The organism is Metabacillus sp. RB-C-LZQ-3-1, assembly GCF_058315175.1.
Genome location: NZ_JBZFLI010000005.1, coordinates 311,578 through 338,033, shown reverse-complemented (window position 1 = coordinate 338,033; position 26,456 = coordinate 311,578). Strand labels below are relative to the sequence as shown.

The window sequence follows — 26,456 nt, the reverse complement described above, 5'->3', positions numbered from 1 at the left end:
TTTTTGATATGAATTTTACTGTTGTGAATCGGGATATACAGATTGGAAACATTCGTGTAGTCGGTGTAGCAAGTTCATCGGTTTTTCTGATTGGGGATACACAAACGATCTCACTATCTTCCATCTTTGATACTCCTCCTGAATCTCTAATTATTGGCCCGCTTGTACCTTTAGCACCACAATGATTAATCGTCAATCTAATGTTGAATCGGCTTATGTCAACTCAGTCGGGATCAGTTCAGTTGTTCAAGTAGGTGATTCTCTACTGATTAAGCCAAAAGTAAATGCCCTAGCTGTACAGCGGGAGGAGGAGAGGTTTTACGGCTTTGAAGGGGATTTATCTATGTATCAAGCTTTCCAAGAAGAAATCCCCTCACCCATAATTTATGAAACAGTAACAACAAATTTTTTTCACGAAAATCCAAGAATTAATGTTCATTCTGTTAACATTACAGCTCTTTCAAGTTCAGCAGTTTTCCATATTGGCTCCACAAAAGACATCATAGCTGAAGCAAGAGTAAAGCATATTCGTCAGTTACAAAACCTTGACAATGGAAATAATACTGACACTTAACCTTTGGATTTTGGATCTCCTTTCTGAAGAACACACTTATAGAAACTAGCATACAGTATTGTAGTAGTAAACTAATAAAGGATGTTTTATATGCCAGCTATTGTCGGTCCGATTAAGATTAATAGTGTAGGTGGAGGTGTCGTTAATTTCGGAGACACTTTCTATCTAGCTCCAAAAAGCCAATCAAAATCCGCCTCAGGGTCTGGCGGTGGAAGCACAGGTGATTTCCAGATTATTAATAATGGAATAAGTGCAACAAATTTAATTGATCCTGATGTGTCAGATCAAAACATGGTTGCGAACAATTAGCACAATTAAGGGGGGAGATGTATGATAAGCATCAACCCCTTTTATATTTACAAAATCTGGATTTGATTTGTTATCAACTCTAGAAAAAAATGGTCCAGCTAGTGCTTGACCATTTTTTCTTTCATACATTTGATTGCTTGTACCAACTTTATAGAGATTCTAAATAAACTGAAGTTCCTTTTCCTGAAGGTTCAGCTGGTTCGACAATTAGTTTCCTTGGCAGTCTTGCCCTCAATTCCTGAACATGACTTATGACTCCAACAGAAAGGTTTTGTGCCTGCAGCTTCTCTAGTGCCGTAATAACTGTATCAAGTAACTCGACATCTAATGTTCCAAACCCTTCATCCAAGAAGAAAAATTGAAGTGGATATTCCCCTCGTAGTTGAATTTGAGTCGATAAGGACAACGCTAAAGCTAAGGATGTTAGGAATGTTTCACCACCAGATAGTGTAGAAACTGGTCTTCTAACTCCTCCATTCGCATCATCTCTCATGATGAAGCCTCCTTGAGAATCTACTTCGATTGCATAGCGGCCACGAGTTAACATAGATAGACGTTCAGACGCATCCCGACTGACTTGCTGCAGCTGCTCTTCTGCCACATATTCTACAAAGCTATTTCCCTTAAAAACTGATTGAAGCTTTTCGAGTTTTTGCAGCATCTCGTCAAGGTCTTTCTGTTTTTGCTCAATTTCTGTAAATCGTTCATGCTTTTCCAGAAGTACTTCTAAAGCTTTAGTTGCTGCACCCTTATTCGCAACCGCTTCTTCTGTTTGCTGCTTCATCTCGACTATTATCATTTGGATGTTATCCCATTGTTCTTGTGTTACCCTTTTTCCGGCTAATTTCTCTTCGATTCGCTTTAAATCTGTATTAAGCTGCTTTATTTTATCTTGAAAGGATTCAATTTTATCTTTCATCTGCTGTCTTTCATTTGGTGTTAAAAGGGAAGCTAATGTTTCTTCAATAGTTATAAAAGAGGTTTGACTCTTTACTTGTTCCCAGGTTTTCTCAGACTCTTCAACCTGTCTTACGGCATGGTCCAATCCCTTTTCATGAGCTGTCAGCTCACTTTGAAGCCTATGCAGCTGGTTTGACTCAGTTTGCCATAACTGATATTGTTTATTTTCTTTCTCAACTAATGCTTTCAATTGCATTTCGGTTTCTTGAATCAGCGTACTAATCCCTTTCTCTGCTGAGATGCCACTTAGTTTTTCTTCCTTTTCCTTGATTGAAGAAAGGCGATTCTGTATTGTTGCTTGCAAGGCAATTAGCTTTTCTGAGATTTGCTGTTTATGGTTCTCTTGCTCTTTTACTTGACCTTGTTGTTCCTCAATAAAGGTAACACTTTTTTGAATTCTATCTGTTAATTGCTCATAAGCAGCATCTTTTTCAGATATTTCACCTTGCAGCTTTTCAACCTCTTCAAAAGGAATCATCGTGTATTTCTTTAAGTATTGCTCATAGCTTTGCTCATAGATTTCCTTGTACTTTGAGGATTTATCAGTCCATTCCTTCACATCTTCAAGAAGTGAAGATATCATATCCTTTCCTCTCATCTCTTCCTTTTGCCACTCACGATACTGCTTGACTGTTTTTTCAAGAGCATCTCTTATTTGTAAAAAGTCCTGGGCCAAATTTTTGAATTCAGATTGGAAAAGGTCAAATGCTTGTTGAAAAGATAAATTCTGAGAGATTTGCACCAGCTCGTTTAGTTGGACCTCTTCAATTCGTTTCACTTCTTGTAAACGTCCAAATTCAGAGACTAGCTGTTCAGAAAGTCCTTCAGCCTTAATCTTTAGAGAATGGGGTTCTTGACTTAGCATTTGCATTTGTTCAACTTGTTGTTTCATTGTTTCTGAAAGCTTTTCCAAGTGTTCGCTTTTAGGTTCATCATGCACCGGGCTTGGATGGCTACAAGATCCGCATACTGGACAAGGTTCCCCTTCTCTTAGTTCCTTTACCAGCTCATATGCAAGCTGCTTGCTTTTTGCCTTTTCCTCTTCCTGTATCACATTTTCTACTTTATTTTTAGCGAAAGACAGGACTTGCTTATATTCATTCTCTCGCTTGGATACATGATCATATAGCTGATTTAACTTAATAAATTGCATAACGAGTTGTTGATTACTTTTTTGTAATTTATCTGTTGTGATCGCTACCTTGTCTTTTTCGGTATTGAAAGCATTTGTTTTCTTATTTAATGACTCGTTTGCTTCAATATATTGCTGCTTGTTTCTTAGTACTTGTTGCTTTGCCTCTGCAGCACCGCGTATCTGCTCTCTCTCCTTAGCAGATACTTGTTTTGTTTCCTGCTCTTTTTTTAAGGCTTGCTGCTTATCAACAGCTTTTTCAACTAACTGTTGTGCTTTTGATAATAATTCAAGATGATGCTTACGCTTTTTTTGAAGATCTTCATACTCTTTTTCCAATTCATGATGAATCTTTTGTTCATTTCTTAGTTCCTCTTCAACCTTTTGCAATTGCAATAGCTTTTCACGTTTTGTAACTAACAAAGGTTCCTGCTCTGCTTTTTCCTTGCGAATGCTCTCATACTCACGACTGGTTTTCTCGTATTGCTCCTTGATGATTTCGTAATTCTTCTTTGCTGCGGCCAGGTTGATTTCCGCTTCATTTTTTTCTTTCCTTCTAGCTTGTAAGGCTTCTGCATAAGGCCTTAGAGCCTCTGCTTCCTCCGCAGTCTTCAAGCGTTTCTCCAAAGAAGCTATTTGTCCTTCTTCTTCTTTTACAGTCAATTTTTCTTTTTCCAGCTCTTCCTTTTGCTTTTGAAGATCCCATATCGCTTGTTTTTGTTCAAAGTCTTTTATCACACTATCCAATTCTTTTTGGCGCTTTTCTAACAAAAGCATTGCTTCATTCACATTATTTTTTGCTTCTTCAACCGCCTCAGCTGACGCATCACCTAAACCCGTTTTCTCTGCTTCCAGTTCATTTCGCTCAATGCGAGTTGTCGCTAAACGCTTTTTTAACTTTTTCAGTAATTGATCTCCATATTGCTCTAAGTGAAATAAGCGCTGAAGCATTTGTCTTCTTTCTGCACCTTTTAAGGATAAAAATTCAGCAAATTTCCCTTGTGGCAACACAACTGCACGAGTAAAATCATCAATTGTCAGGCCAAGCAATCCATATATTTTTTCATTCACATCAACTGCCTTATCGGCAAGAACGACATGTTCTTCACCTGCTTCAATTAATCGGCATATTGCTGTTTTTACTCTAATATCATCTGTTCGTTTAAAGACACGTTCGACGATATATCTTTTCTTTGCCGAAGCATTTTCAAGTTCAAAGGTGAAAGAAACTGTTAGTTGATCTTCGGCATGATTGAGTATCCCGTGGGTGTTGTTCATAGCACGTTCTACTTTTCCATACAAAGCAAGTGTCATTGCATCAAGAATCGATGATTTCCCACTTCCCGTTGGCCCAAAGATTCCAAATATCCCTCCATCGCAAAGGGAATCAAACTGAATGGTCTGCTTTTCCCGAAAACTATGCAATCCAGCCACACTTAATGTAATTGGCTTCATGCCTCTTCACCTTCCTCTTGTACCTCTTCCTGTTGGACCAGTTCCAAAAATAGCTTAATAAGCTCGTCTTCAGGCTTAGCACCACCTGTTTGTTTTTCATAAAACTGAGTGAACAACTGGTCGATCGGCAAATTCGCTTGTCTTGTCGCAGCTACTTCCTGTTCCGCTTGAAACACAGGCCGTATATGAATAAAGCCAGAATGCCATTTACGTAAGCGATGGATTTCTTCAATGGATAATGTACTTGTTAAATGAATTTCTAAATCAATCCAAGCTGTTGAATCTCTTCCTTCATCCAGCCATTGATGTACCTGAGTTATTCCTTCTGTTGCTTTCCATTTCACTAATGGTCTTCCAGATGATAAAGGAATTTCTCTCATTTCAACCGGCTTATTCGGCTCTGCATCAAGGATTGTAACTGATTTAGCATAGCCAATTTCAGAAAAGCTATAGGCTAACGGCGAACCAGAGTATCTTGTTAGTGTACTAGCACGCTTCATATTTTGGGGGCGATGCAAGTGACCTAAAGCAACATACTGGGCAGCCTCTGGCATGCTTGTGGCAGCAACAGTATAAGCCCCTCCAACCTCAATTGGCCGTTCAGAATCAGAAGAGCTTCCACCAGCTACATGTATATGACTCATCGCGATATTGACTGTGTCATGCTGAAACTGGTTGCTCATAATCGAAAATAAATCCCGAATTCGTTCATCATATTTATTACGAAGCAGAACTTCATCATGTTCTTGTGATAGCACCTGCTCAAGTCTAGCTTCTGAAGGATAGGCCAGTGCAGCAACCATCATTTGCTGACCTGCTGCAGGTATATCCACTTTTAGAACCTCAGTCTTTGGATAGCCGATTAAATGAATGGAATGATTGCCAGCCAAAGGAGATGCAGCAGATAATCGATCTGGGTTATCATGGTTTCCTGCAATGACAACAATCGGGCGTTTTCCATGATCAGATAATCTTGAAAGTCCATCATAAAATAATTGCTCTGCCGCAGCAGGCGGGTTCACTGTATCAAAGGCATCTCCAGCCATTAAAATGGCATCAACCTTTTCTTCCTCTACTATTCTCACAAGCTCGTCAATAAACTGAGCTTGCTCTGGTAGCCGACTCCGTCCCTCAAGAGTTCGACCAAGATGCCAATCGGCTGTATGCAATATGCGCATTCACTAATCATTCCTTCCTGGCTTGTTTTCTTCTAAAATAGCAAGAGCAATCGGCATTAGACCGATTGCACGAAAGTTTTCTTACATGTTGATCAAATAACCGCCGTCAAAGAAAAATAGATACTTTTCCTGAAGAGGGCGATGCAGAATGTCTTCTACAGCCTTTGTATATAAATCAATTTGAACACGATAGCGATTCTTCAATATTTCTTCAACAGCTACCGTTTCATTCGTGAAGCGACCTTTAATCGTATCAGTCTTATAATCTAGCAAAACAGTTCCCTGTTCGTCCTCAAATAAACAGTCAATCACACCTTGGATGAGGATTGGTTCATCCTTCATCCCTTCATAAAGTTGATCAGCATCTAATGCGTAACTAAATGGGACTTCTCGATAAACTTGTTTTGCAGCTATCATTCTTTGACCAAGATCCGATGAGAAAAAAGCAGAAATTTGATGAACATCGATCACTTTTGTCAGCTCTGGAGAAAGAATTTCTCTTTGAACAAGCTCATCTACCTTACGTATAATTGTTTTTTCTGTTATTTCATCTTGAAGATTGATATGCTGCATCACAGCATGCATAGCTGTTCCTTTTTCTGCTGGAGTGATGGACTTGTTTTGCATAAAACCAGGTCGATGATAAAGAAGTGATTGTGCAGCAGGCTTCTTTATCATCTGTTGATCACTATATTCATCCTGAACTTCCCGCTGTCTTTTTAACTCTGTGACCGATTGCTTTGAACGGCTTCTCGTTGCTTGCTTATAAGGGTAAGACCATGAAAGCTGATCATAAACAACGTGCTTTAGCTCGCTTTCTATCGATATAGCTTCACCTTCTTGAATAGAAGTTAGCAGCTCATGATTAAACTCCTGCTCTGCTTTAAATGTTTCTTTCAGCTCTTCCCCTTTTACGTTTTCTATTGTCCAACGGGATGGATGTCCTGTAATTTCGTCATTAAAGCATGCTTGTCCATCACTGAGTACATCGCAATCTTTATGACGAATTAACGCTGGCCCAATCCAATCCAAATAGCTTTTAGCTTTTGCACGTTCAAAGTCAGGTAATAGCCATTCTGTGTGAGAAAGGTGATTTCTCCAATTTGTGATCGTTTTATCAGGATCCTTTAACGTCCCTAACAAATAAAGTTTTTCTTTTGCACGAGTTAGCGCTACGTAGAGGACACGCATTTCCTCTGCTAAAAGCTCCATTCTCATTTTTTTCTTTAATGCAATATAAGGTAGAGTTGGATAGCTAACACGCAGTTTAGGATTGATCAACTTTGTGCCAAACCCTAATTCTTTATCTAGTAAATATTTTTTATTTAAATCCATCATATTAAATTGTTTGGAAAGACCTGCAACAAATACAACCGGGAACTCTAATCCCTTACTGCTATGAATTGTCATCAATCTGACAACATCCTCTTGCTCCCCGAGAGCACGAGCTGCGCCCAGGTCATCTCCACGGTCTTGCATTCTTTCAATAAAACGTAAGAAGCGGAATAATCCTCTAAACGATGTTGCTTCATATTGTCTGGCACGATCATATAATGCCCGGAGGTTTGCTTGACGCTGTTTACCGCCAGGCATCCCGCCAACGAAATCAAAGAACTTTGTATCACGATAAAGCTGCCAAATTAAATCTGAGACTGAGCCTTGTCTAGCTATGTCACGCCATCCTTGTAATAGCTCAATAAATGGGTTTAGTTTTTCAAATAGTTCTGAATGATCCTGTTCTCCAGATCGAATGAATGCTTTAACAGCATCATAGAATGTTCCCTTTCGATCATAGGTTCGAATCAATGCTAACTCATTTTCACTTAGTCCAACAACAGGTGAACGTAACGCAGCAGCTAATGGGATATCTTGAAATGGATTATCAATAATTTTTAAGACGGATAGCATTATTGCTACTTCTGTTGCTTCAAAATATCCATTTGAAAGATTCGCATAAACTGGAATTCCAGCTTGTTTGAACTCTTCCATTATTTGCGGCGCCCATGGCATGGAACGTAGAAGAATGACCACATCTCGATATGTGATGTTTCGTGTTCCTCCTATTCCGCGATCATATATCTGAAACTGTTCATCTATTAATGTTTTAATCTTTTTGGCCATTAATCTTGCTTCAAGTTGAACTGTTTCCAGTTCTTGCTCGTCAAAAACACCTTCAGCTTCTGACTCTTCCTTCTCAGAACCTCCCTCATCACCGCCACGTTCAACGAGTAAAAGCTCAGTACTCATCTGATGGTTCTCCGGGTAGTCAGCACCAAGCTTTAATTCAGCATCATGATCATACACGATCTCCCCAACGGTCTCACCCATAATTTGCTTAAATAAATAGTTTGTTCCATCCAGTACCTCTGAACGGCTGCGGAAGTTCTTTGATAAATCAATTCGCATTCCTGTATTTTCAGGAATTTGAGTAAATCGTTTGTATTTGCTTAAAAAGAGAAAAGGCTCTGCTAATCGGAATCGGTAGATCGATTGCTTCACATCTCCTACCATGAAAAGATTTCCGGTTGCTTCTTCATTCTTTGTGACTAATTTCAAAATAGATTCTTGTACAAGATTCGTATCTTGGTATTCATCTACTAACACTTCTGCAAACTGCTGTTTATAATAAAGAGCCGCTTCACTTGGTTCTCCCTCTTCTGTTTGCAGGATCTGCAAGCAATAATGCTCCAGATCAGCAAAATCAACGATCCCTTTTTCCTTTTTCATTCCTTCATAGCGATCTGCAAACTGTTGAACAAGGGAAACTAGTTTTTTTATAACTGGTCGTAAATGTTCAAAGTCTTGAATATAATTGTTTAGTGAACGTGAAAAAAGTTCGTCTCGAAGCTGCTCAATTTGTTTTTTCGCTGCATTTCGCAGTGAAGTAACTTGATCTGTTAGACGTTTATCATATTGATCGCCTTTCACAATTTTTGCACGGGACATTTTGAATTTTTTAATGAGTTCACCAAGCTTTTCCCATGAATCCTTATGGGAAATCATCTCAGAAACCTGTTTTAAATCATCCTCCAAGTTCTCTGCTCGCGGAGCGGGGCCAGCAGGCTGCTTTGTCAGCTCCATCGCTTGCAGCAGCTGGTCTTTGACCCCTGTAAGCTGCATCTCAATATCTTGTAAAAGATACGTGATAAATGGCAAAGAGTCTATTTCTTTTTCATCTATATCGTACATTTCTGTAAGCTGATCAAGCCATATATTCGGTGTTGGGTGTGATCTTGAGAAAAAATAAAGCTCGCGAATTAATGACTGCAGTTCAAGATCACTTCGATCTGACGTATATCGATCAACTAAGTCAAAGAACTCCTCATTATCTTCTCGGCTATATTCCTCTTCAAACATCTCATCAAGAACCTCATCAATCAGCAGCTGACCTTCAGTTTGATCAGCAATTCGAAAGCTTGGATCAATATTAATCAAATAGTAATATTTTCGAACAACTTGTAAACAAAATGAATGTAATGTTGAAATAGATGCCTTATTGAGCAAAGTAAGCTGCCTGCGCAAGTGAAGAGATGATGGATTCTCTCTCAACGCTTTTTCTAGTGCTTCACCAATCCGGCTCCTCATTTCAGCAGCGGAGGCATTCGTGAACGTAACAACTAGAAGTGAATCCACATCTACAGGATTTTCTCTATTTAAAATCTTTCGGATGATTCGCTCAACTAAGACAGCTGTTTTTCCTGAACCAGCTGCAGCCGCAACTAAAATGTCCTGTCCGCTCGCCACAATTGCTTTCCATTGATCATCTGTCCATTGACTATTTTCCGGCTTTGGAATAAGTTCACTCATGACGCCCTGCCTCCTCTCTTAGTTTTCTTAGTACTTCATCATTTTTTTCACTTTTTAAGATTCGGAAATTATTTTCCTCTAGTGATTCATCAAATTGACAAACAGATTTATATTCACAATACGTACACGGCATTTTATCCTTTAGTTTGTATGGACTAATATCAATTACACCATCGGTAATATTCGTTCCAATTTTTTTGAATGTAGAACGAACATGACTTCGCAACAGCTCAAATTCCTCTTCACTTGCAATGGAAGATGTTGAACGGAACCCTCCATCTTTTTTCAAGCCTGCGGAGATAATATTTGATGTGCTTCCTTCAGTTAGAGTGTTATCCATTAATCGTACTGCTTCCTCGTCACCTAGTAATAGACCCTTCATTTTAAACTTTTTAAAAATTTCATCATCCAGCTTATCTTCAGGTAATAACGAAGATGCTTGGATCATCGGATCATGCACATGGAAATACAACACACCAGCAGGAGTCGCCTTCACACCTAACCAATGGCTGGAGTTTGAAATAATCACATCTAAGTACGTGAGCATTTGCAATGCCAAGCCGTAATACACTTCAGAAAGCTGGACGTTTTTTTCGCTAGATTTATAGTCAACAATTCTTAATAACACACCATTTGACCCTGTCGCTTTATCCACCCGGTCAATTCTCCCTGCTACCTCCATTGTGCAGCCATTCGGTAATGTAAAGCGGATAGGCGGAAGTTCTCCCCCTTTTCCAAAGCCAAGCTCTAACCCGACTGGTGCAAATCCGCTGGCTTTGGCATGCTCACTTAAAATCGATGAAGCACGAGCAAGGATTTTTTGAAGCTTACGTTTAATATAGTGATGACGATTTGAGCTCAATAAAATCTCTTTTTGCAAACGTGGTGCTAATTTTTCAACAGCATCATTCGAAAGCCGCTCACATTGATCCTTCGTAAGCTCTTTCCAATCAAGCTTTAACTGCTGCAAACGATCGGAAATAAGCTTTAAAGCAGAGTGGAACATTTGTCCAATATCAGGTGCCTCAAGCTTAAAGAATTGCCTTTCTCTAAGCTTTAAGCCATGTGATGCAAAGTGTGAAAATGGACAGCTATTAAACTTCTCCATTCGCGACACGCTGCCTTGAATATGCTCGCCGTACAGTTCTCGACTTATGTTTGCTTCAAGTTGTTTTGGTTTGTTTTCATATGACAAACTGCTTAACACTCTTTTTGTCATTTGCTGACTTTCTGATGTCACAAAATAATTATAAGCATCCCACCATAAAGGATGAACAGGATATCCCCTTTTCCATGATTGTAACTGTGAAGTCACATAAGAAAGTGTTACATTTTGGTTCACAATAAATGATAACTGCTCTTCTGTTGATAGCTGCTCAGGGTCATTCAGCAGCCTTTGCTGTTCAATCTCAGGAAACATTTCCTGGATTCGCTTAATGATCACCGATGGTAGTAATGCCTTACCTTCTTCATCTGCCATTGGATAGGATAGAAAAAGCCTATCAGACGGACTTGATAATCCCATATAAATTGCAAAGTTTTCATCAAGGAGCTGCTGTCTCGCATTAGGGGCTAATTCAACACCTTGATAGTGAAGAAACTCCCTGTCATCTTCTGTTAAAATGCCCTCTTCCTTCGGTCTGGCTGGGATCACTCCATCATTTGCACCGATAATAAATGAGCATTTCACATGGAAGAACCTTGATTTCTCTAAATCCGCAATTAATACCTGATCAATCGCTGGAGGAACTAGCGAGAATTTCAAGGATTCTAATCCTGTTTCAAGCATTTCAGAAAATAGCTTTAATGAAACTTGTTCATCTTCCATCATTTCAACAAACTCATCTAATATATTTACAACGGCCTGCCATACTTGATCATGCTCTCTCGCTTCTAATAACTGTCCTTTTTCCTCTGCTTTCAGCCTAAGTGTTTCTAGCTTTTGAGGAATCTGTAATTCTTCTAAATACATATACAAAGCCTCAGCAAGAGAACGTCCACTTTTACTTCTTTTTAATCGTTTATGCAAAGATTGAATCGGTTGAACAATCAGCTCCCGAAGTTCATTTAATTTGTCTTCCATTTGTTTTTCTTCATCTGTCACGACAAACTCATCGTCAAGTGAATAAAAACGACGGTAGCGCCAACGCTCATCCTTTGTCCATTTTGACCCTTGAATGCCATAGGATAAAACATAGTTTTCGAGCAGGTCCATATCTTCGCGAAGGGACTGGATATCCGCTTCTAAAGGAAACAACAATTCCGTTTTAACCCCGCGGAATACGGCCTCATATCGCCAATGACCGTTGATCACCTCTAATGTAGAACGAATAAGCTCAACTAATGGATGATTCAACATAGAACGTTTCTGATCAATAAAAAATGGTACCTCATAATCACGAAATACTTGCTCAATCACATCTCGATAATCGTTTGAATTTCGAACAAGCAATGCGATATCACGATAGCGGTATTCTCCTTGTCTCACAAGTGATTGAATTTTTCTTGCAATCCCTTCAATTTCAGAGCGGCGGTTTGCAGCCTGATAGATTGTGAGACTTGTCTTCCCTTCAAAAACTTGTGTTGGTCTGATATCATAATATGTTTCTAAATGCTGCAGCGATGGATTTCTGCTAAAGCGATGCTGTTCCTTAAAAAGCAAAGGTTTGACTACTTGTTTTCCAGCCTCAGTAGCAAGCTGAAGAATTTTATGATAGGTTCTTCCAGTCATTTGGAATAAATGCAGCTCATGTGGAAGAAATTCCTCATATGGCTTGTCCGCAGTAAGCGCAATTTTCACATTTTTTGCATGCTTGATTAAAGAACCAATAACTTCATACTCCTGTGGTGTAAAGCTATGAAACCCATCAATATAAACATCTGCTGATTGTAAATAGCTTGAGTCCTGTACTTTTTCTGCAAGCAGTCTCAAGTAATCCTCAGAGTCAACATACTGCCTGCTTAATTGGATTTCCATTTGCTTGTATAAGATCGCCATGTCATGAAGCTTATCTGTTAATGACTTTTGATTAAGCTCTGTTTGAGCGCTTTCTACATATTGCTCTAACTCTTCTGGTGATAAACAATAACGTTTAAACTCTGTCAGCATTGTCTCTAATTGTTCAATAAATCCATTTTTATCACTAGCCTTAGAAAAAACTCTAAATTCATGTTTATATTGTTCTACAAGCTTTCTTAATAACATTTGAATTCCAGTACTTGAAAGATGCTGACGCGTCATTCCGCCTGTTTCCTGCAACACCCTCCAAGCCAAACGACTGAAACTAAAGGTTTGCGCTCTTATCATTCCATCTAAATTCGGTGTGCGAATTAATTCGTACTCAGCGCCAAATGTCATCTGATCTGGAACAAGGTAAATAATCGGCCGGCCAATTGGCTCATCAAATAGTCTGTCTCTTATTTCATTTAATATCGTCTCTGTTTTCCCGCTCCCAGAGCGACCAAGAATAAATTGAATCGTCACGTTCATACCCCGCTAACGTTTTAGAATCTTACTTTCTATATGATTAGAAAAACTTCGCTAATCGCCAAGTCTTATGGCGAAAGCCTTAGTTTTTCTTATACTATCATCCATTAATTTTTTATACTTTCTGTATAGTAAAAAATAAATACCACAACTAAAATAGCGTGGTAGTCATAGGTTAAGCTGTTTTCGCAAGCTTTGTTGCTTATTAATACTTATTGCGCATGGTTGATTGCATCTCCAGGATCACTTCAAACAACCAAATCAGATTCAAAAAATCAACAATCTTATAGAAAAAAGCGCAGGTTTATTTGGTAAAGATTTAAGTTCTTTTATTATGATCTATTACTATTTTACTTTACTTTTCAAGCAAATTCCATTTTTCCAGCCTACCAACTTTTGTCTTAGGGTTCCAATTTATTTTAGGGGGCATAAAATAGCGGAGGGGGTGATTTAAATGAAGGATCAGCTTATGAATCTCTACTTCTGGCTTGCAGCAGTTTGTGTAGCAAGTAATATTTATTTTCTTATTCCTATTTATTCATTCTTAGCAGATGGCCTGTCCTCTACATATGAAGAAGCTGTTTTCTCGAGTACCATCTTCACCTTTTGTTACGCGATTGGTCTCTTAAGTTTTGGACCTATTTCTAGAAGTTTTCCTAAGAGATATGTTATATGTGTAGGAATGTTGGCTGCCTTTCTTTTAACCTTGTCGCTGGCAACTGTTTTATCAATCCAAAGCTTTTATGTCCTTAGAGGCATTCAAGGGATTGTTTTAGGAAGCTTTGCCCCTGTAGCCTACGCTTATTGCTTTGATGCATTCCCTTTAAAAAGAAGAACATTTGTGATTGCGATGATCAATACTGGTTTTTTAATGGCTGGTATCATCGGACAGCTTATTAGCTCGGCACTTGTTCACACCTTTAATTGGCAAGCTGTTTTCTACTTCTTTGGCTTTACTTATTTATTCCTTTCCTTATGCGGTTTTTTTCTACTTTCAAAAATAAAAGCGAGCAAATCAGCGCTTCCTGTTCCCTCTTCCTTATCAACAACTAAGCTTTTTCAAGCACCCGTAATGATAGGATTAAGCATGACCTTTATTACTCTTATGTCGTTCGTCTCATTTTATGAAGAGCTTGCACAGTATTATGCAGGGCAGGAAAGAGAGCTATTTTTTAGCAGAAGTATTGCATTAGTTGGTACACCACTTTCATTATTTAGCGGACACTGGATAAAAAAATCTCCCCCTCAAAAGATCATGCAAATTTGTTTATCGCTTATGATTTTTTCTTTTTTAATTATGCTTCTCGTTAAACAATTAGTCATCATGACTGCCTTATCCGTCTTATTCGTCTCTGCAATAGCTGTTTTTATTCCGGCTTTGATCACATTTATTGGAGAAGCTGCTGCTGATAAACGTGCAACTGCTATTTCTCTTTATTCATTTACATTATTAATAGGAGCAAGCCTTGGTCCTATTGTGTCAAACTCCCTCTCTTTTCAATGCACCTTGATTTTATTTATCACTTTGTTTACTGTAAGCTTTTTAGCACTTATTTATTTTCAGGCAAATCCTAATCATCACCAAAAAAGGGCTAAAAATCTTTAGCCCCGCACACTTTATCTTTCTATAAAAAGGGCAACACCAATCCCTCCGCCTACACATAGGGATGCAAGGCCTTTTTTGGCATCACGGCGCTGCATTTCATGTAAAAGACTAACAACAATTCTTGAGCCCGTACAGCCTATCGGATGTCCTAAGCTAATTCCGCTTCCATTCACATTTACTTTTTCTCTATTTAACTTTAATTGCTGTTCAACTGCAAGATATTGAGCGGCAAATGCCTCATTAATTTCGATCACATCAAGTTCATCAATAGACCAATCCAAGGCATTTAGTCCTTTTTGGATCGCAGGAACGGGACCAATCCCCATCAATTTCGGGTCAACCCCTGCTACTGTATAGTGAGAGATCTTTCCTAAGATCGGAAATCCTCTTTGCTCAGCTTCTTCTCGCGGCATTAACACGAGTGCCGCAGCCCCATCATTTAAAGTGGAAGCATTTCCTGCTGTAACTGAGCCATTTTCCCTAAAGATAGCAGGCAATGTTGCAAGTTTCTCCCTTAAAACCTGTCTCGGACCTTCATCTTGGGAAACTGTTACTTCACCTTTTCTTGATTGTACCTTTATAGGAACAATCTCATCTGCAAATTTCCCGCTCTCTATCGCTGCCAATGCACGGTTATGACTTGATAACGCAAGCTCATCTTGTTCTTCTCGTGTAATTTTATATTTTTCAGCCACATTTTCGGCCGTCTCTCCCATCATAATATGATGAATCGGATCCTCTAATATCTCCCATACACTATCTATGACCTGACTATGCTGAAGCCGGGAACCAAAGCGGTGCTGCTTCAATAAGTACGGACTTGAACTCATCGCTTCTACTCCGCCTGCGATGACAATATTGGATTGACCTGTTTGGATTTGCATCACACCGGATATAATCGCTTGAAGACCTGAAGCACATTGCCTTTGAATCGTATAGCCTGTCGTTGCATCTGGAAATTCTGCTAAAAGCGCAGACGTTCTTGCTGTATTAGGTTCATCTGTCCGTTGTATACAGTGCCCTAAAATGACTTCATCTACCTCATGTTTTTCGAGCTTGCTTCTTTTCACAACCTCATTTAATACCGGAACAGCTAACTGAGTGGGCAACAAGTCTTTGAAAACGCCTCCAAATGAACCGATAGGTGTTCTTACTGCTGCCGTAATAACGACCTCACGCATTCTTCCATCCCCCTTATTCATAGCAAATCATAACTGAGCAAGTGCTCATAGTGTTATTATATGATAGGTTGCTAGGAATATGGAAAGAGATGTTTTTCTAAGAAGGATTTTTGGATCGGAAGTTGGCGGTATTAGATTTTTCCATCCATATTTTGTGATTTACCGGCCATTATCGCGAAAGTTTTCCAACAAAAAATGCTAACTTACTTGGGGCGATCCCAATAAGTTAGCATTATTTATTATCCTCTACTGTCCCAATAACATCATCCATTTTAACGAGGCCGAAGTGACGACTGTCTCGACTTTGAATGCGATTATCTCCAATAACAAATATATACCCCTTCGGAATTCGTGTTTTATCTGTAATCTCCTCAAGGGTGAAGCTTCCTGTTTTTTTGCTTATATCCATTTTTTGATCTGAAGAACTTAAGAATGGTTCACTAACCGCTTTTCCATTCACATATAACTGATCATCCTTATAGTGAATTTCATCACCTGGTAATCCAATAACTCTTTTTACATAGATTTCTTCACTATTCGGCGGATGGAAGACAACAACATCAAACCTTTTTAACGATGAAAAAAATAAACCTAATTTATTTATAGATAGCAACCTGCCTTCTTCATACGTAGGCTGCATTGATACGCCTTCTACCTTGTATTCAACAAAGATAAGATTTTTTATAAAAATAGCCGTCAAACAAATCCCTACTGCAGTAAAAGCAATTCCTCGTTTTTTCATACAACCTCCTAGAGATTAACGACTCCTTTTTCTCGTTGTCATAGTTGTGTTTAAACGTTTTTCTACGCGCTTCCCAACAAACCATAATAAAAAAATGACTACTCCCGCAATGACAGCCCTTGTCGGTTGAGTAATAAGAGCATGTAAATCCTGACCGATAAAACTAACAAGAAAAACCATCACAAACTTCCCCGATAAAACAGCCAATACAAATTGCCAAAAACTGACTCTCGAAAGACCGGCAACAACATTAATCGCTGCAGAGGGAGTAAAAGGAAAACACAGGATTAGAAATAGCGGGCTAAATCCTCTACGTTCAATCCAAGTTAAAAGCTTTCTTATTCCCTTTTTTTCCTTTATTTTGCGGATCCATCTCCACTCGCCAAGCTTTCTCATAATCATAAATACGATAATAGCACCTGTACAAGCTCCGATCCATGATAATAAAAATCCAAACCAAAGCCCAAATGAATTAACATTTGCAACAATGAAAACTACAAGTGGCAAAAACGGAAAAAACGCCTCTAATAATGGGAGTAATATCGCAAAAAATGGACCAAATGAACGATATGTTTCAAAAACTTCCATTAACTGTTCTAAAGTGAAAATATCCTGTAACGTCTCCAATATCATCCAAAACTCCTCATAAGATCCTTTGTATCTATTGTACACACTTATATAAAATCTTAAAAGAAAGAACATAATCTAAGTGTGACATACTTGCGAACTTATGAATCATCATTTATAATAAAAACAGAACAAGTGTTCCATTTAAGTGGGAGGTCTTTTTTATGACAAGAATTCCAAATGACATCAGAGATATGATTGAACAGTCTATTTACTTACCGATGGCTGTTTCTATTTTCAACAGAGATTTATCTGTCATTCAACAAAGTCCATTTAAATTACATCGTCCATACTTAACAATTGTTGAAGAATCATTAAAGCTCGCTCAAAAGGATTTATCAGAAGTAAAACGCGAACTTTACAAACGGAACATTAAAGTTCATCAAGTTGAACGTGATGAGGCCTTTACTCTCTATTCTTTTATTTATAACGGCTATGAGGAGAAACACAATTACTTTAACCCCAGAATCAGAAACAAAGTATCAGAAATAATGGAGGAATACTTATTCAAGCCTAAAAAATAAATGCTTTACTTATGTCCAATCAAAAAATCGAATAATCGCTCTAATGACATACCAGAGAAGTCGAAACGGCCATAAAATAATTTCTGGAGCATATAATGCAGCATCCGAAAGGAAATCAAAAAATGTGTACCGCTCATGCTTCTTTCCTATTTTCCTTTTCTTGTTGTATTTTCTTCGGTGTTTAAGCACGCTATTCTCCTTTACTTGACTCAAGTACCATTATTAGATCTGATAACTAATGAAGATAGCTCAAATCTAACATCATGTTATTATTCACCCTGTCTAATTTGAGCCATCATCAATTAGCAATTAGAAAATATCGAAAGTTAAAACTGATCCAGTATTTGGATAATCCGTTTATTTTAATATCCTATTCAATGTATGGTTGTTTTATCAGAACTGATTCATTTTTGTTATCATTTGTTCGTAAAAAGCATTTACTTCTTTTTCATTTTTCGGAAGTAGCAGCATATTCATTTTCCGTTGCTCCTGTTCAATTCGTGAGGAAATAATCGTTCTTAATTGAGCAGTTCGAAACAATTGATTCTCAAAAGAACCAACAGATACAGGAACAGTTATTTGCTTCCCATTCGTAAAAACAATCTCCGTATTGTCTTCTTTAGTTGCTGAATACTCTTTTACAAAGCTATGTGAAATCCATGCGCAATGAGCCCTTGTTGAGGAAGTTGTAGGAAAAAAATATATGGAGTTCGTTGGATCTATGACAATTGGTGGCTTATGCGTTACTTTCATCAGGTCTTTAGTACCGGTTTTTCTTCCGCTATAACTGCTTCCGAAATATTTACAACTTTGATCAATTACTTCCATTGGCCTTTTTTCAACGAAGATTCCTTGCTCATACTCTAATACTTGTGAACAAAACTTATTTTCCACAGGAAGAATCGCCATCGTAAAACGATTAATAAGATAGTCATTTACTCTTACTTTTGTTAAATCATTTACCATTTTTAGCACCTCTCCAGACAATTATTAGGTAATATCTCCCATAAACCAAATCTAGCATGTCCATTTTTATTTTTCTATAAATTTACAAAAACTACACAAAAAAATGACTTCTTTTACATAATTGTAAAGAAGTCATTCGTTTTCATTCGTATCGTTTGCTTCAATCGTTTCTTTTTGATTTTCATTAATATTGATATCTATTCCAACTACCGGGTTTAATGGTGTTGGAGACAATTCAATTTCTTTCTCTCTATCCATTACATCACATCCTTACAATCATCTTTTCCTTTTGTAAGAATTTCATACAGAAATCAAAATATTCCTGTAAAATTTTTTAAAAATTTTAACAATTCGGTTGATTTTCTACTCTAAATTCCATACAATATAAAAAAGGCATCAGGGGTGATCTTTCATGAAAAATAAAAAGTCATCGTACACTGAAATCATGAAGTCCCGTAACACGAAAAACGTTCCATCCGAGCAACCTGTATTAGACATGTATATTCAAATGATTTTGGATGAAGCGTTGTTTAACAGGAAGAAAGCATTGCTAGAAGAACGTATCAATGATGCACTTGACACAAAGAACAAATCAGTATTTATGAAACTTTCAAAAGAATACAGAGGATTGCGTAAGTTAGGATGAAGATCGCCGAAAGGTGATCTTTAATTTTTTGCGCTTTGGAATATTAGAAAGCGCAAGCGCCTTGATCAGCCTAAGGCAAATAAGACGATTTGGAATAGAAGATGTTCTTTACCTTCAATTCCATATCGGCTAGACCCTAGAGGAGCTAGGCGCTGGAGCTAGACACCTACACTAAGTACAAAATTTTATACTTTCTTACCTTACAAAAAAAAAGCTCAGCAAAATGCTGAGCCCTTCTCTTCTATTATTTTGCAAACTGCTCTGCCTCGGTTGAGCCCTTTAAAGCAGTCGTTGAAGACGTACCCCCAGTAATGGTTTGTGCTACCTCATCAAAATAACCTGTTCCAACCTCACGTTGATGTCTTGTTGCTGTATAGCCGTAGATTTCACTAGCAAATTCATTCTGCTGCAGCTCTGAATAAGCAGCCATCCCACGATCTTTATACCCACGCGCAAGCTCAAACATACTGTGGTTTAAAGAGTGGAAACCAGCAAGTGTAACAAATTGGAACTTGTATCCCATTTTTGCAATTTCTCTTTGAAAGTTTGCAATTGTATGTTCATCTAGTTTTTTCTTCCAATTAAAAGATGGTGAACAATTATATGCTAACATTTTACCAGGATATTTTTCATGGATTGCATCAGCAAAACGTTGTGCTTGTTCCAGATTAGGTTCAGACGTTTCACACCAAATTAAGTCAGCATATGGTGCATATGATAAACCTCTGCTAATCGCTTGGTCAATACCAGAACGGGTGCGATAGAATCCTTCAACAGTTCGCTCACCCGTAATAAATTCATGATCAACAGGATCTACATCACTCGTAATAAGGTCTGCAGCATCGGCATCGGTTCGAGCAATAATAATCGTAGGAACTCCCATAACATCTGCAGCTAACCGAGCTGAAATCAAATTTTTCACAGCTGTCTGAGTTGGAAGTAGGACTTTTCCGCCTAAATGACCACATTTCTTTTCTGAAGATAACTGGTCCTCAAAGTGAACTCCTGCAGCACCTGACTCAATCATTGCTTTCATTAGTTCAAATACATTTAACTGCCCACCAAAACCTGCTTCAGCATCCGCAACAATAGGAGCAAACCAATCAATATCACCTTCACCTTCAAGATGCTGAATTTGATCTGCACGTTGAAGTGCCTGATTAATTCGTTTCACAACATGTGGTACACTGTTTGCAGGATATAAGCTTTGGTCAGGATACATATTTCCAGAAAGGTTTGCATCAGCTGCAACCTGCCATCCGCTTAAATAGATTGCTTTTAGCCCTGCTTTTACTTGTTGTACTGCCTGATTTCCAGTTAATGCTCCTAACGCATGAATATAATCCTCTTCAAGAAGATACTTCCATAGCTTTTCTGCTCCACGTCTTGCTAATGTATGTTCAATATCAATTGATCCCCTCAAACGAATAACTTCGTTTGCACTATATGGACGAGTAATCCCTTCCCATCTTTTATCTAACTCCCAGCTTTCTTGTAATGCGTCTACCCTTGTTTGATCGTTCATTTTCTAATCCCCCATTCAATTTTTTATTTCCCCTTTGTCCCTGTTTAAAGATTTTCATAGCTTGGTGTTGTTAAGAAATCAATAAACTCATCTTCTTTTACTAAATGGTCAAAAATGGATATTGCCTCTTCAAACTTCCCCTTTTGGTAGGCAATTTCTCCAATTTTTCCTTTTATGTTTTGAATCTCTTCATCTCTTAATTCCTCGTATAACTCAAATGTTAGTTTTCGTCCATCTTCTAAAATTCCTCTTGGATGGCGAATCCATTGCCAGACCTGAGCTCTTGATATTTCAGCAGTTGCGGCATCTTCCATTAAATGATGTATTGGTGCTGCACCTCTTCCACTAAGCCATGATGCGATATAGCGAATTCCTACTTCGATATTCATTCTAACCCCTTCTTCTGTAATTGTTCCGTCTGGTACTTCTAATAGATCATGTGCTGTCACCTGTACATCTTCTCTTTTCCGATGAATTTGATTAGGTGTTTTCATATGCTTGTTAAAAACATCCATCGCAACTTCCACTAAAGCTGGATGAGCAACCCAAGTTCCGTCATGACCATCAGTTGCTTCTCTTTCTTTATCCATTCTCACCTTCTCAAATGCACGTTCATTTGCTGTAGGGTTATTTTTCACTGGAATTTGAGCTGCCATGCCACCGATCGCATGAGCGTTTCGTTTATGACACGTTTGAATCGCTAATAATGAATAGGACCTCATAAAATGAACCGTCATTGTTACTTGTACTCGATCTGGAAGAATAACAGATTCACAGTTTCTAAGTTTCTTTAAATAACTAAATATATAATCCCAACGGCCACAATTTAAGCCAGCTGAGTGTTCTTTTAGCTCATAGAGAATTTCATCCATTTCAAAGGCTGCCATAATAGTCTCAATGAGGACTGTTGCTTTAATCGTTCCTCTTGGTATATTTAGTTCAGATTGGGCAAAACAAAAGACATCATTCCAAAGTCTTGCTTCAAGATGACTCTCTATTTTCGGTAAATAGAAATAAGGGCCACTTCCTCTATCTACCAGCTCCCTCGCGTTATGAAAAAAGAATAATCCAAAGTCTACTAAACTCGCTGACACCCGATTCCCATCGATCTCAATATGCTTTTCATCAAGATGCCACCCCCTTGGTCTAACCTTTAATGTTGCAACTTGATCGTTCAATTGATAGATTTTACCGTTTTCATTTTTATAACTAATTGTTCTTCGGACTGCATCTCTAAGGTTATTTTGACCACTTATAATATTTTCCCAGCTAGGAGATGTTGCATCCTCAAAATCAGCCATAAACACTTTTGCTCCAGAATTTAATGCATTGATGACCATTTTTCTATCAACCGGACCTGTTATTTCAACCCGCCTGTCTTGAAGGTCATCTGGTATGGGAGCAACTGTCCAACTTCCGTTTCGAATATGTTCCGTTTCCGCTAAAAAGCCCGGTAGCTTACCCGCATCAATTTCTCGCTGTCTTTTCACTCTTTGCTGTAACAGTTCACGCCGGCGGCTTCCAAATGTTCTTTCAAGCTTCTCAATAAATCGCAGCGCCTCAGGTGTTAATACTTGTTGATATTCTTCCTTCATCTCTCCAACAATTTTGCAACCTGTCATCTGTGTAGCCATTTGTGAAACAACACCTCTCTAAAAATTGTTATAATACAGTTTTCTGTTACTGAAACTAATATATAACAGATTTTCAAGAAATGGAACAATTTTCTTCTAAAAAATTTCACCAAGCGGAAAAATAGTCCAAAAGATCTATTCTTTCTATCTCCAATATAAAAAAGGACCTGTGCATTAACATACACTAGGCCCATATTGTTATAAAACAGTTTATTTCGTTGAGTTACCATGCTCTTCTAAATAGAGAATTCTTTCTAGCATAGTCGGATGTGAATAGCGAAAGATCTTAACCAAAGCGGGAGGATTTACCTCACTTAACCCTGCTCTTGAGAGTTCCTGGAATGAACTGATCGCTGCTTCATGATTGTTTGTCAATTCAATCGCATACATATCAGCTGACTTCTCCTGGTAACGTGAAACAGCATTTGATAGAGGACTTGAAGCAAAAGTTAATATCCCCAAGAGAAGAAGAAATAATGGAAACGCAGCAAGCTCTTTCATTGATTTAATTTTCAGCAATTCTCCATATCGCTGAATAAAAAACCTCATCAGCAAATGAATGAAGTATAAGCCGACTAAACTTAATAATAAATAACCTGCTATTCCAATATAGATATGTTTCATCACGTAATGACCCATTTCATGAGCCATAATAAAGAGAATTTCATCTTCGTTCAATCGATTTAAGGTTGTGTCCCAAAGGACAATTCGAGAATTGGATCCTATCCCTGTTACATATGCATTAAGTGCATTCGTCTTTTCAGACATATTCACCTCGTAAACATGCTCAGCAGGGATCTCTGCTTTTTCAGCAATTTCTAATATTTTTTCTTCAAGCACTTTATTCTTCAATGGATAAAAATCATTATAAAGCGGGTCAATCACAACTGGTTGAATAAACATTAAAAACATGGAAAAAGGGATCGAAAGTAACCAAGCATATAGCCACCATCTTTTCTCAAAGCGTTTTATTAACGCATAAAGAACAATAATAATAACCGTCATCAACAAATAATTGACCCAAAAATCAATCAATTGATCCTTCATCCAGGCCGAAAAGGATTGCGTTGTAATTTGGTATGTCTTAGACATCTTATATCCTATCCAATCAACTGGAAAAGAAAGTATGCTGACAAATAGTGATAACCAAAAGAAATATATGGCTGACTGGAGACTAAATATTTTTGACGATGCACTTGACCAATCCTGCATTTTCCTAGAAAGCCCTGTGATCAAAAAGACAAATAAGAGAAACCACTCAAAAGGAATCGTAACAAAGTAGAGAAAATTCCTTATTGTGGAGTATTCCTGAGATAATATCAATTCTCTACCGGACATAAATGTTGAAGGATCTGCCGATGTGCCTTCATAAGGCGCTGGTACACCTGATCCGGAAAAAATAAACAAATACCAGTAAACAGCTAAACCATATATAAAATAAAGTAAAATTGATCCTGTTAACCATTTCCTCATCTGGCCTTCCCCCTTGAACAAGCTATTACTATTAGTGTAGTATCAGGTACATTGAGTTAGAACATGAAAAGGGATGACCCGTATGACAACTTTTTAAACAGTTTTCCCTGCACCTATGTAAAAAACATACTATATAAAACTAAAGTGCCAATAGATCCCATCACAACAACAATTACATTTGCTCCAGTAAATGCAATTAAAGTAGCCGCAACAGCACCAATGATACCAAAAACAAGATCATCACTAATGAAAAAGATCCCTGGAACAATTAATGCTCCCAATGTTGCGTACGGTACGTTCTTTAATACATTTTGGACAAATAGTGGTAATTTTAATTGACTTAAAGCGACAAGCGGGATCATGCGAGGTAAATATGTAACAAGCCCCATCCCAATAATCATCATGATGATCATACTATCCATTTGTCTCCACCCCACTTGTATACTTCATATAAAATAGTTCAACAATGATAGCTGAAATTAAGGTTGATAGGACAATAGACCAACCCGTTGAAAACATTTGCGAAGCATAAAAAATTGAGTTTAGAATGGCTGCTGCAACCGCTAAAAACATGACCTTCCGGTGCTTTTTTAAGGTTGGAATTAATAGTCCGATAAACATTGCATAAAGGGCAATACTCATGCTTTCCTGAACAGTTGTAGGCAGGCTTGCACCAATAACATAGCCAATTCCTGAGTTTATAACCCAGCTTGCATATGATATCAGCATTAATCCAAACAAATACCCTGCATTTACCGTTCCTTCTTTTGTTGAAGCTACTGTAAATGTCTCATCTGTTAATCCAAATGAGTAAAGAGCTTTTTTCCATAAAGAATCATTTTTTTCAACTTTTTCACTTAGTGAAGCAGACATTAAAAAATGGCGAATATTCACAATAAAGGTGGTCAAAATAATTTCAATTATTCCTGTGCCTACGGAAAGCAGACTTAAAGAAATATATTGGGATGCACCAGCATATACAATTAAACTCATAAGAACTGTTTCCGATAAAGACAAGCCAGTGGATTTTGAAAGTAAGCCAAAGGTTAATGCTACGGGTAAATACCCTATTGCTATGCTGATTCCACTTTGTAAACCTTGTAGAAAACTAGACTGTTTTTTTACTAAAGTGGTTGTAGATGACACATCAAATACCTCCCCATGCTGAATAAATCTAGATTTATGAATAATAAATTAAAAGATAAAAGCTTGTTGTTTGATTTGTTTCATTTGCATACGTATGTGAGTGTGTTGCTTGAAATTTCATCGAATCACCTTTTTTCAAAACAAATGACTCTTCTTTTATCGAGACGTTTGCTTCACCTTCACAAATAAGGACATATTCTTCAACACTTCCATGGTGACTTTCTGAAGTGTGAATGCACCCTGGCTTCATTTCAATGTAGTAAATTTCAAATTTTTTGGAAGAATCAAATGGAAAATAAGGATATACTTGAAACTGTTCCCCCTCCTCCATGACTGCACTTTTTTCATGTAATCTTATAACAGAAACAGCCGGTTCATTTTCCTCAACAAGTGATGAAAATGAAACTTGGAGTCCATTTGCAATTTTCCATAGTGTATTAACTGTTGGACTTGATTCACCTTTTTCAATTTGTGAAAGCATTCCTTTACTGACACCAGTTAAACTCGCCAGCTGATCATAACTATACCCGCGAAGCTTACGAATACGCTTTAGATTCTCTGCGATTTGAGTTTGAATTGATTCCATAACATCCCCCATATATCCCCATCGTATAATATAGTATACATTTGTATATTATAACATACAACACTTTTCTTTTTCATCATTATAAAGTAAATTGGAACTATGTTAATCGACTGAAGGTGAAGAAAATGCTTACAAATTATTTCGAAAAGATACAGGGAAAGCTTCAACTTGTGCTGGAACAGGAAAAAAAATCGATGGAGGCTGCAGCAGAGAATATCGCAAATACGATTCAATCAAGTGGGATCATTCACCTTTTTGGATGCGGTCACTCTCACATCCTTACAGAAGAAATGTTTTATCGAGCTGGCGGCTTAGTCCCTGTTAAGCCAATTCTAATTGAAGAGTTAATGCTTCATAAAGGGGCTGTTAGATCGTCCTATCTTGAAAGACAGCATGATTACGCAGAAAAATTTATGAATAACCAGGATATCCAGCCCCAAGATCTAGTTATTATCATCTCGACTTCTGGTGTTAATCCCGTTCCAATTGATGTTGCGTTACATACTAAAAAACTTGGAGCCTATACAATAGGAATGAGCTCCTTCTCTTATCTAGAAGGTAAAGCTTCTAGACATAAGAGCGGGAAATATTTATCTGAAGTTGTTGACTTAGCTCTTAATAACCATGCAACAATTGGAGATGCTTCGCTTTCATATCCCAATGCTCCAACTCCATTCGGCCCTACTTCAACGGTTATTGGAGCAACAATGTTAAATGCAATTTTTGCTGAAGCGATAAAGATAATGGTAAATAACGGGTTTGAAGCGCCAGTGTTTTTAAGTGGCAATATCGATGGGGCAGATGAGCATAATCAAAGATTGATTAAGAAATATAGTGATCGAATTCCGTTGCTTGAATTTGAGTAAAAAAATGGCCCTACCTTAGAATCAAAAAGGTT

Annotated in this window: 23 protein-coding genes; 7 read left to right on the top strand and 16 right to left on the bottom strand. The window is 37.8% G+C overall.

Annotated features, from left to right (window positions below; all coding sequences use genetic code 11):
* The first annotated feature begins 8 nt into the window (after positions 1-8).
* From AC4GZ8_RS11010 to AC4GZ8_RS11000, 3 genes are all read left to right on the top strand, one after another.
* A complete protein-coding gene (locus AC4GZ8_RS11010; RefSeq protein WP_491081897.1) occupies positions 9-185 on the top strand; it encodes a spore gernimation protein GerPD in 177 nt (58 codons plus the stop codon).
* On the top strand, positions 182-574 hold the full coding sequence (locus AC4GZ8_RS11005) for a spore germination protein GerPE (protein WP_491081896.1): 393 nt from the start codon (positions 182-184) through the stop codon (positions 572-574). Before AC4GZ8_RS11010 ends, AC4GZ8_RS11005 begins: the two co-directional genes overlap by 4 nt.
* Before the next feature lie 90 nt (positions 575-664).
* Complete coding sequence (locus AC4GZ8_RS11000; RefSeq protein WP_491081895.1) at positions 665-883, top strand: spore germination protein; 219 nt, start codon at positions 665-667, stop codon at positions 881-883.
* 148 nt (positions 884-1,031) lie between these two features.
* Here AC4GZ8_RS11000 and AC4GZ8_RS10995 read toward each other — a convergent pair whose 3' ends face one another.
* The 4 genes from AC4GZ8_RS10995 to addB form a co-directional block, all read right to left on the bottom strand.
* A complete protein-coding gene (locus tag AC4GZ8_RS10995) occupies positions 1,032-4,430 on the bottom strand; it encodes an AAA family ATPase (protein ID WP_491081894.1) in 3,399 nt (1,132 codons plus the stop codon).
* Positions 4,427-5,608, bottom strand: coding sequence for an exonuclease SbcCD subunit D (locus tag AC4GZ8_RS10990; protein WP_491081893.1), 1,182 nt, complete (start codon positions 5,606-5,608; stop codon positions 4,427-4,429). The genes AC4GZ8_RS10995 and AC4GZ8_RS10990 overlap by 4 nt, the downstream gene beginning before the upstream one ends.
* Before the next feature lie 81 nt (positions 5,609-5,689).
* On the bottom strand, positions 5,690-9,415 hold the full coding sequence (gene addA, locus AC4GZ8_RS10985; RefSeq protein ID WP_491081892.1) for a helicase-exonuclease AddAB subunit AddA: 3,726 nt from the start codon (positions 9,413-9,415) through the stop codon (positions 5,690-5,692).
* The gene (gene addB, locus AC4GZ8_RS10980) at positions 9,408-12,899 is read right to left on the bottom strand and encodes a helicase-exonuclease AddAB subunit AddB (protein WP_491081891.1); all 3,492 of its coding nucleotides are present in this window, start codon (positions 12,897-12,899) and stop codon (positions 9,408-9,410) included. Before addB ends, addA begins: the two co-directional genes overlap by 8 nt.
* Positions 12,900-13,356: 457 nt before the next feature.
* Between addB and AC4GZ8_RS10975 the strand changes: the two genes are divergently transcribed.
* The gene (locus AC4GZ8_RS10975) at positions 13,357-14,508 is read left to right on the top strand and encodes an MFS transporter (RefSeq protein ID WP_491081890.1); all 1,152 of its coding nucleotides are present in this window, start codon (positions 13,357-13,359) and stop codon (positions 14,506-14,508) included.
* Positions 14,509-14,519: 11 nt separating this feature from the next.
* Here AC4GZ8_RS10975 and AC4GZ8_RS10970 read toward each other — a convergent pair whose 3' ends face one another.
* The 3 genes from AC4GZ8_RS10970 to AC4GZ8_RS10960 form a co-directional block, all read right to left on the bottom strand.
* Complete coding sequence (locus tag AC4GZ8_RS10970) at positions 14,520-15,689, bottom strand: thiolase family protein (protein WP_491081889.1); 1,170 nt, start codon at positions 15,687-15,689, stop codon at positions 14,520-14,522.
* Positions 15,690-15,921: 232 nt separating this feature from the next.
* On the bottom strand, positions 15,922-16,431 hold the full coding sequence (lepB, locus tag AC4GZ8_RS10965; protein ID WP_491081888.1) for a signal peptidase I: 510 nt from the start codon (positions 16,429-16,431) through the stop codon (positions 15,922-15,924).
* 15 nt (positions 16,432-16,446) lie between these two features.
* Positions 16,447-17,058, bottom strand: a complete 612-nt coding sequence (locus tag AC4GZ8_RS10960) for a TVP38/TMEM64 family protein (RefSeq protein ID WP_491081916.1) — start codon at positions 17,056-17,058, stop codon at positions 16,447-16,449.
* Positions 17,059-17,222: 164 nt separating this feature from the next.
* On the opposite strand from AC4GZ8_RS10960, the gene AC4GZ8_RS10955 reads away from it, so the two are divergent.
* Complete coding sequence (locus AC4GZ8_RS10955) at positions 17,223-17,582, top strand: YhjD family protein (protein ID WP_491081887.1); 360 nt, start codon at positions 17,223-17,225, stop codon at positions 17,580-17,582.
* A 9-nt stretch (positions 17,583-17,591) separates the two neighbouring features.
* Here the strand turns inward: AC4GZ8_RS10955 and AC4GZ8_RS10950 are convergent, their stop codons facing one another.
* The 3 genes from AC4GZ8_RS10950 to AC4GZ8_RS10940 all read right to left on the bottom strand — a co-directional run bounded on the left by AC4GZ8_RS10950 (position 17,592) and on the right by AC4GZ8_RS10940 (position 18,806).
* A complete protein-coding gene (locus AC4GZ8_RS10950; RefSeq protein WP_491081886.1) occupies positions 17,592-17,771 on the bottom strand; it encodes a hypothetical protein in 180 nt (59 codons plus the stop codon).
* 204 nt (positions 17,772-17,975) lie between these two features.
* Complete coding sequence (locus AC4GZ8_RS10945) at positions 17,976-18,548, bottom strand: competence protein ComK (protein WP_491081885.1); 573 nt, start codon at positions 18,546-18,548, stop codon at positions 17,976-17,978.
* Between the two features lie 132 nt (positions 18,549-18,680).
* Complete coding sequence (locus AC4GZ8_RS10940) at positions 18,681-18,806, bottom strand: hypothetical protein (protein WP_491081884.1); 126 nt, start codon at positions 18,804-18,806, stop codon at positions 18,681-18,683.
* Positions 18,807-18,960: 154 nt separating this feature from the next.
* Between AC4GZ8_RS10940 and AC4GZ8_RS10935 the strand changes: the two genes are divergently transcribed.
* Complete coding sequence (locus AC4GZ8_RS10935) at positions 18,961-19,194, top strand: IDEAL domain-containing protein (protein WP_491081883.1); 234 nt, start codon at positions 18,961-18,963, stop codon at positions 19,192-19,194.
* Between the two features lie 244 nt (positions 19,195-19,438).
* Here AC4GZ8_RS10935 and aceA read toward each other — a convergent pair whose 3' ends face one another.
* The 6 genes from aceA to AC4GZ8_RS10905 all read right to left on the bottom strand — a co-directional run bounded on the left by aceA (position 19,439) and on the right by AC4GZ8_RS10905 (position 25,558).
* Entirely contained in the window at positions 19,439-20,719 is a 1,281-nt protein-coding gene (gene aceA, locus AC4GZ8_RS10930; protein WP_491081882.1) for an isocitrate lyase, read from the bottom strand.
* A 44-nt stretch (positions 20,720-20,763) separates the two neighbouring features.
* Positions 20,764-22,353, bottom strand: coding sequence for a malate synthase A (gene aceB, locus AC4GZ8_RS10925; protein ID WP_491081881.1), 1,590 nt, complete (start codon positions 22,351-22,353; stop codon positions 20,764-20,766).
* A 210-nt stretch (positions 22,354-22,563) separates the two neighbouring features.
* Entirely contained in the window at positions 22,564-23,826 is a 1,263-nt protein-coding gene (locus AC4GZ8_RS10920; protein WP_491081880.1) for a M48 family metallopeptidase, read from the bottom strand.
* 113 nt (positions 23,827-23,939) lie between these two features.
* Positions 23,940-24,248, bottom strand: a complete 309-nt coding sequence (locus AC4GZ8_RS10915) for an AzlD domain-containing protein (RefSeq protein WP_491081879.1) — start codon at positions 24,246-24,248, stop codon at positions 23,940-23,942.
* Positions 24,241-24,972, bottom strand: coding sequence for an AzlC family ABC transporter permease (locus tag AC4GZ8_RS10910; RefSeq protein ID WP_491081878.1), 732 nt, complete (start codon positions 24,970-24,972; stop codon positions 24,241-24,243). The genes AC4GZ8_RS10915 and AC4GZ8_RS10910 overlap by 8 nt, the downstream gene beginning before the upstream one ends.
* Before the next feature lie 34 nt (positions 24,973-25,006).
* On the bottom strand, positions 25,007-25,558 hold the full coding sequence (locus AC4GZ8_RS10905; protein ID WP_491081877.1) for a helix-turn-helix domain-containing protein: 552 nt from the start codon (positions 25,556-25,558) through the stop codon (positions 25,007-25,009).
* A gap of 125 nt (positions 25,559-25,683) precedes the next feature.
* Here AC4GZ8_RS10905 and AC4GZ8_RS10900 point away from each other — a divergent pair, with 125 nt between their 5' ends.
* A complete protein-coding gene (locus AC4GZ8_RS10900; RefSeq protein ID WP_491081876.1) occupies positions 25,684-26,424 on the top strand; it encodes an SIS domain-containing protein in 741 nt (246 codons plus the stop codon).
* Positions 26,425-26,456 lie beyond the last annotated feature (32 nt).

What these genes read in the sequence shown, in the direction of transcription:
- AC4GZ8_RS11010 (WP_491081897.1), top strand. Translation starts at nt 9, where the DNA reads ATGAATTTTACTGTTGTGAATCGGGATATACAGATTGGAAACATTCGT.
- AC4GZ8_RS11005 (WP_491081896.1), top strand. Translation starts at nt 182, where the DNA reads ATGATTAATCGTCAATCTAATGTTGAATCGGCTTATGTCAACTCAGTC.
- AC4GZ8_RS11000 (WP_491081895.1), top strand. Translation starts at nt 665, where the DNA reads ATGCCAGCTATTGTCGGTCCGATTAAGATTAATAGTGTAGGTGGAGGT.
- AC4GZ8_RS10995 (WP_491081894.1), bottom strand. Translation starts at nt 4,430, where the DNA reads ATGAAGCCAATTACATTAAGTGTGGCTGGATTGCATAGTTTTCGGGAA.
- AC4GZ8_RS10990 (WP_491081893.1), bottom strand. Translation starts at nt 5,608, where the DNA reads ATGCGCATATTGCATACAGCCGATTGGCATCTTGGTCGAACTCTTGAG.
- addA (WP_491081892.1), bottom strand. Translation starts at nt 9,415, where the DNA reads ATGAGTGAACTTATTCCAAAGCCGGAAAATAGTCAATGGACAGATGAT.
- AC4GZ8_RS10975 (WP_491081890.1), top strand. Translation starts at nt 13,357, where the DNA reads ATGAAGGATCAGCTTATGAATCTCTACTTCTGGCTTGCAGCAGTTTGT.
- AC4GZ8_RS10970 (WP_491081889.1), bottom strand. Translation starts at nt 15,689, where the DNA reads ATGCGTGAGGTCGTTATTACGGCAGCAGTAAGAACACCTATCGGTTCA.
- lepB (WP_491081888.1), bottom strand. Translation starts at nt 16,431, where the DNA reads ATGAAAAAACGAGGAATTGCTTTTACTGCAGTAGGGATTTGTTTGACG.
- AC4GZ8_RS10955 (WP_491081887.1), top strand. Translation starts at nt 17,223, where the DNA reads ATGACAAGAATTCCAAATGACATCAGAGATATGATTGAACAGTCTATT.
- AC4GZ8_RS10945 (WP_491081885.1), bottom strand. Translation starts at nt 18,548, where the DNA reads ATGGTAAATGATTTAACAAAAGTAAGAGTAAATGACTATCTTATTAAT.
- AC4GZ8_RS10940 (WP_491081884.1), bottom strand. Translation starts at nt 18,806, where the DNA reads ATGGATAGAGAGAAAGAAATTGAATTGTCTCCAACACCATTAAACCCG.
- AC4GZ8_RS10935 (WP_491081883.1), top strand. Translation starts at nt 18,961, where the DNA reads ATGAAAAATAAAAAGTCATCGTACACTGAAATCATGAAGTCCCGTAAC.
- aceA (WP_491081882.1), bottom strand. Translation starts at nt 20,719, where the DNA reads ATGAACGATCAAACAAGGGTAGACGCATTACAAGAAAGCTGGGAGTTA.
- aceB (WP_491081881.1), bottom strand. Translation starts at nt 22,353, where the DNA reads ATGGCTACACAGATGACAGGTTGCAAAATTGTTGGAGAGATGAAGGAA.
- AC4GZ8_RS10920 (WP_491081880.1), bottom strand. Translation starts at nt 23,826, where the DNA reads ATGAGGAAATGGTTAACAGGATCAATTTTACTTTATTTTATATATGGT.
- AC4GZ8_RS10915 (WP_491081879.1), bottom strand. Translation starts at nt 24,248, where the DNA reads ATGGATAGTATGATCATCATGATGATTATTGGGATGGGGCTTGTTACA.
- AC4GZ8_RS10905 (WP_491081877.1), bottom strand. Translation starts at nt 25,558, where the DNA reads ATGGAATCAATTCAAACTCAAATCGCAGAGAATCTAAAGCGTATTCGT.
- AC4GZ8_RS10900 (WP_491081876.1), top strand. Translation starts at nt 25,684, where the DNA reads ATGCTTACAAATTATTTCGAAAAGATACAGGGAAAGCTTCAACTTGTG.